Raw genomic sequence first — 4,998 nt, 5'->3', positions numbered from 1 at the left:
GTTCATGGCAACGCCTGCCGCAGGTCCCGCTACGCCGTCGCGCGAAGATTTCGCACAATTGCTCGAGGAGTCGTTCTCTCAGGGCAGCCCCTCGGAAGGCACCGTCGTCAAGGGCAAAGTCGTCGGCATCGAAAAGGACCTGGCAGTCATCGACGTGGGCGCGAAGACCGAGGGTCGAGTCGCGCTGCGCGAATTTGCCGGCCCGGGCCGGCAAGCTGACATCAAAATCGGCGACACGGTGGAGGTTTATCTCGAGCGCGTCGAGAATGCGCTCGGCGAAGCCGTTCTCTCGCTCGACAAGGCGCGCCGAGAGGAGAGCTGGGGCAAGCTCGAGAAGGCCTTCCAGAACAACGATAAGGTCACCGGCATCATCTCAAGCCAGGTCAAAGGTGGCTTCACCGTCGATCTCGACGGCGCGGTGGCCTTCCTGCCGCGTTCGCAGGTCGACATCCGTCCGATCCGCGATGTCGGCCCGCTGATGAACGTCAACCAGCCGTTCCAGATCCTGAAAATGGATCGCCGGCGCGGCAACATCGTCGTCTCCCGTCGTACGGTACTGGAAGAGACCCGTGCCGAGCAGCGGCAGGAGCTGGTGCAGAACCTCGAAGAGGGTCAGGTCATCGACGGCGTGGTCAAGAACATCACCGACTACGGTGCGTTCGTTGATCTCGGCGGTATCGACGGCCTGTTGCACGTCACCGACATCGCCTGGCGTCGCGTCAATCACCCGACCGAAGTGCTCAACATCGGTCAGCAGGTGAAGGTCAAGATCATCAAGATCAACCATGAGACGCATCGCATCTCGCTGGGCATGAAGCAGCTGCTGGAAGATCCTTGGCAGGGCATCGAGGCGAAGTTCCCGGTCGAAGCAAAGTTCCGCGGCCGCGTCACCAACATCACGGACTACGGTGCGTTCGTGGAGCTCGAGCCGGGCATCGAAGGACTGATCCACGTCTCCGAGATGTCCTGGACCAAAAAGAACGTTCACCCTGGCAAGATCGTCTCCACCTCTCAGGAGGTCGAGGTGATGGTGCTCGACGTCGATCCGGTGAAGCGCCGCATCAGCCTCGGGCTGAAGCAGTGCCTGCCGAACCCGTGGGAAGTGTTCGCCGAGAAGTACCCGGCCGCCACCGAACTCGAAGGCGAGGTCAAGAACATCACCGAGTTCGGTCTGTTCGTCGGCCTGCCGGGCGAGATCGACGGCATGGTTCACCTCTCCGACATCGCCTGGGATCGTTCCGGCGAAGAGGCGATCCAGGAGTTCAAGAAGGGCGACCAGGTCAAGGTCAAGGTCCTCGACGTCGATGTCGAGAAGGAGCGCATCAGCCTCGGCATGAAGCAGCTCACCGAGGACACCTTCGACAAGACGGCCTCCGCCCCCAGCGGCGGTCTGCGCAAGGGTGAAGTCGTCACCGGCACGGTCACGGAAGTGAACGATGGCGGCGTCGAGGTCTCGGTCGGCGACGGCCTGGTCGGGTTCATCCGCAAGTCCGACCTGTCGCGCGACCGGTCGGAACAGCGTCCGGACCGTTTCTCCGTCGGCGACAAGATCGACGCCAAGGTGATGCAGGTCGACCGCGCCACCCGCAAGGTCTCCCTCTCGATCAAGGCCAAAGAGGTCGAGGAAGAGAAGGCGGCGATGGCGGAATTCGGCTCGTCCGACTCGGGTGCGTCTCTCGGCGACATCCTCGGCGCCGCGCTGCGCCGGGCTCGCGAGAACACCACCGAAGAGAAGTAAGCACCAGCCTCACGGCCGGTGCCCGGCCCGCCCCGAAAGGGGCGGGCCTTTTCTTTTGTTGAAGAAGGCATGCGCAGCGCGCGTGCCGGCCCGCCCCGCAAGGAGGCGGGCCTTTTCTTTGGCATGCCTGTATGCGCGTCCCGGCATTGACAAGCCGGGCCTGGAGGCAGAGGGACAGGGCAAGGGGCCAAGGCGCCCCGACCGAGGAAAAGGCCTGTATCGTGAGTGCAGCACCAGCGACCTCCCAGTCGAAGGCGATGGCCGTCCTTCGCGTCTCCAGCGGCAACTTCCTGGAGATGTATGACTTCATGGTCTACGGCTACTACGCCTCCTACATCGGCAAGGCGTTCTTCCCGACCGGGAGCGAGTTCGCCACGCTGATGCTGTCGCTCGGCACCTTCGGCGCCGGCTTCCTGATGCGGCCGCTCGGCGCCCTGGTGCTCGGCGCCTATATCGACCGGCACGGCCGCCGCACCGGGCTGCTGCTGACTCTCGGCCTGATGGCGGTCGGCACCCTGACCATCGGCCTGTTGCCGGGCTATGACACCCTGGGCCTGTTGGCGCCGCTGCTGATCCTGCTCGGCCGGCTGCTGCAGGGCTTCTCGGCCGGGGTCGAGCTCGGCGGCGTCTCGGTCTACCTGGCCGAGATCGCGACCCCGGGGAACAAGGGCTTCTACGCCTCCTGGCAGTCCGGCAGCCAGCAGGTGGCGGTGATCGTCGCCGCCCTGATCGGCGTGCTGCTCAGCACCCTGCTGCCGCCGGAATCGATCAGCCTGTGGGGCTGGCGGGTGCCATTGCTGGTCGGCTGCCTGATCGTGCCGCTGATCTTCCTGCTGCGCCGCTCGCTGGAAGAGACCGAGGCCTTCCAGGCCCGGGCGCACCAGCGCCCGACCGTGGCGCAGATCATGCGTTCGCTGGCCGACAACTGGGTGCTCGTCCTGCTCGGCATGCTGCTGGTGACGATGACCACGGTCAGCTTCTACCTCATCACTGCCTACACCCCGACCTTCGGCAAGCAGGCCTTGCACCTTGCCGACATCGACAGCCTGACGGTGACGCTGTGCGTCGGCATCACCAACCTGATCTGGCTGCCGCTGGCCGGCGCCCTGTCCGACCGCATCGGCCGCACCCCGCTTCTGGTCGCCTGCACCGTGATGATGTTGGTCACCGCCTATCCGGCAATGCTGTGGCTGGTCGACGCCCCGTCCTTCGATCGGTTGCTGGTGGTCGAGCTGTGGCTGTCCTTCCTCTATGGCAGCTACAACGGCGCGATGATCCCGTTCCTGACCGAGATCATGCCGGAAGAGGTGCGCACCGCCGGCTTCTCTCTGGCCTACAGCCTAGCGACGGCGACCTTCGGCGGTTTCACCCCGGCGATCTGCACCTGGCTGATCGAGGCGACTGGCAACAAGGCGATGCCGGGGCTGTGGGTGTCCTTCGCCGCGCTGTGCGGCCTGGCGGCCACTTTGCTCCTGCTGCAGCGCAACCGTTCCGCTGCCGGTCGGGTCCACGTGGCGGGCTGACCGATCGCCCCTGTCCGATCCGGGAAATCCCTTTGGTCATAGGGACTTGCCCTTGCTTTCGGCCCGCCGTGCTGGCACCATCGCCGCTTGCCGTCGGGTCAGGGCAGCGACACCGCAAGAAGCGTGTCGAAACCCGGCGGCGGGCAGGGATCCGGGGGACATGACCAAGTCCGAACTCATCATGCGGCTTGCCGAGCGCAATCCGCACCTCTACCAGCGCGACGTCGAACGTATCGTCACCACGATCTTCGACCGGATCACCGATGCGCTGGCCGACGGCCAGCGGGTCGAACTCCGTGGATTCGGCGCGTTTTCGGTGAAGCACCGCGACGCCCGGATGGGCCGCAACCCGCGCACCGGCGTGGCGGTCGACGTGGCGGAAAAGCTGGTGCCGTTCTTCAAGACCGGCAAGCAGCTGCGTGAGCGCCTGAACACGGACGACTGACCGGGCGGATGCAGGTTTGTCTTGACCGGGCGGGCGACCCGGCCGAGACAACCCGGCGTAACCCCGGCGCCCCGCCTGGCGGCGCCGACCCGTCATTTCGATCGGACGTGGTTTGACTCGACCCGGTGGGGATCCCCATCTCAGGGTTGGACCACCGCCACCGCGAGGGGTAACCCGTGCGCTACATCGCCTGGATCGTCACCGTCCCGTTCGCCCTGCTGCTGCTGTCCTTCGCGATCAGCAATCGCGAGGTGGTGACGCTCGGCCTCTGGCCGCTGCCGTTCCGGACCGACGCGCCGCTCTATCTCGTGGCGCTGGTGCCGCTGCTGTTCGGCATGATCGTCGGCGGCCTCGTCCTCTGGTTCGGTCGCTTCGCCTCCGGCTTCCGCATGCGGCGGCTGGAAAACCGGCTGGCCGCGACCCAGAAGGACCTCGAAGGGCTGAAGTCGCGGCAGCGTACCGGCTCCGCCATCGCCAACCGCAATGCCGGCGATCCGGGGCGGCCGCCCCTGCCCACCGTCCAGACCCGCTGATCCCATGCGCTCCATCGATGCCGCCGCCCTCGACCGGGCGCTCGACACACGCGCGCTGATCGAGGCACTGCGCGACGCCTTCCGCCGCGAGGTCGAGGCGCCGCTGCGCCATCACCACACGGTCCCGACCGACGGCGGAGACGCCACCCTGCTGATCATGCCGGCGTGGGAGCGGGGGCAGGCGATCGGCATCAAGCTGGTGTCGCTGATGCCGGGCAACCCGGCGCGCGACCTGCCCTTCATCGTCGGCTCCTACCTGCTGCTCGACGGCGCCACCGGCGTGCCGCGCGCGATCATGGACGGGCCGACCCTGACCAACCGCCGCACCGCCGCCGCCTCGGCCCTGGCCGCCGACTATCTGGCCCGGCCGGATGCGTCGCGCATGGTGATGGTCGGCGCCGGCACGCTGGCATCGCATTTCATTCGTGCCCACGCCGCGGTGCGGCCGCTGACCGACATCGTGCTGTGGGCCCGGCGGCCGGAGCAGGCGGCGGCGCTGGTCGAAACCTTGGCGGCGGAAGGGCTGCCGGTCCGCGCCGCGACCGACCTCGAAGCCGCGGTGCGCGACGCCGATTTGGTGTCCTGCGCCACCCAGTCGCGCCAGCCGATCGTGCATGGTGCCTGGCTGAAGCCCGGCGCGCATCTCGACCTCGCCGGCGCCTATCTGCCGGCGATGCGGGAAAGCGATGACGAGGCGGTGCGCCGCGCCCGCATCTTCGTCGACACCCGCGCCGGCGAGGTCGAGATGGGAGCCGGGAT

5 protein-coding genes are annotated in these 4,998 nt (G+C 67.0%); all 5 read left to right on the top strand.

Annotation, left to right across the window (positions count from 1 at the left end):
• The first annotated feature begins 4 nt into the window (after positions 1–4).
• Complete coding sequence (gene rpsA, locus AC3XYG_RS19875) at positions 5–1,738, top strand: 30S ribosomal protein S1 (RefSeq protein ID WP_489141595.1); 1,734 nt, start codon at positions 5–7, stop codon at positions 1,736–1,738.
• A gap of 221 nt (positions 1,739–1,959) precedes the next feature.
• A complete protein-coding gene (locus AC3XYG_RS19870; RefSeq protein ID WP_489141594.1) occupies positions 1,960–3,261 on the top strand; it encodes an MFS transporter in 1,302 nt (433 codons plus the stop codon).
• Between the two features lie 160 nt (positions 3,262–3,421).
• Positions 3,422–3,706 (top strand): integration host factor subunit beta, encoded by a 285-nt coding sequence (locus AC3XYG_RS19865; protein WP_489141593.1) that lies wholly within the window; start codon positions 3,422–3,424, stop codon positions 3,704–3,706.
• Between the two features lie 176 nt (positions 3,707–3,882).
• The gene (locus AC3XYG_RS19860; protein WP_489141592.1) at positions 3,883–4,239 is read left to right on the top strand and encodes a lipopolysaccharide assembly protein LapA domain-containing protein; all 357 of its coding nucleotides are present in this window, start codon (positions 3,883–3,885) and stop codon (positions 4,237–4,239) included.
• A 4-nt stretch (positions 4,240–4,243) separates the two neighbouring features.
• Positions 4,244–4,998 (top strand): bifunctional Delta(1)-pyrroline-2-carboxylate/Delta(1)-piperideine-2-carboxylate reductase (gene lhpI / locus AC3XYG_RS19855; RefSeq protein WP_489141591.1); only part of this gene is annotated, 755 nt, incomplete at its 3' end.

The organism is Inquilinus sp., assembly GCF_057815775.1.
The sequence above is the reverse complement of the archived record's forward strand: the minus strand, read 5'-3'. Positions and strand labels throughout refer to the sequence as shown.

Excerpts from the sequence above, each read along its gene's own strand:
- AC3XYG_RS19865 (WP_489141593.1), top strand. The coding sequence starts at position 3,422 with ATGACCAAGTCCGAACTCATCATGCGGCTTGCCGAGCGCAATCCGCAC.
- rpsA (WP_489141595.1), top strand. The coding sequence starts at position 5 with ATGGCAACGCCTGCCGCAGGTCCCGCTACGCCGTCGCGCGAAGATTTC.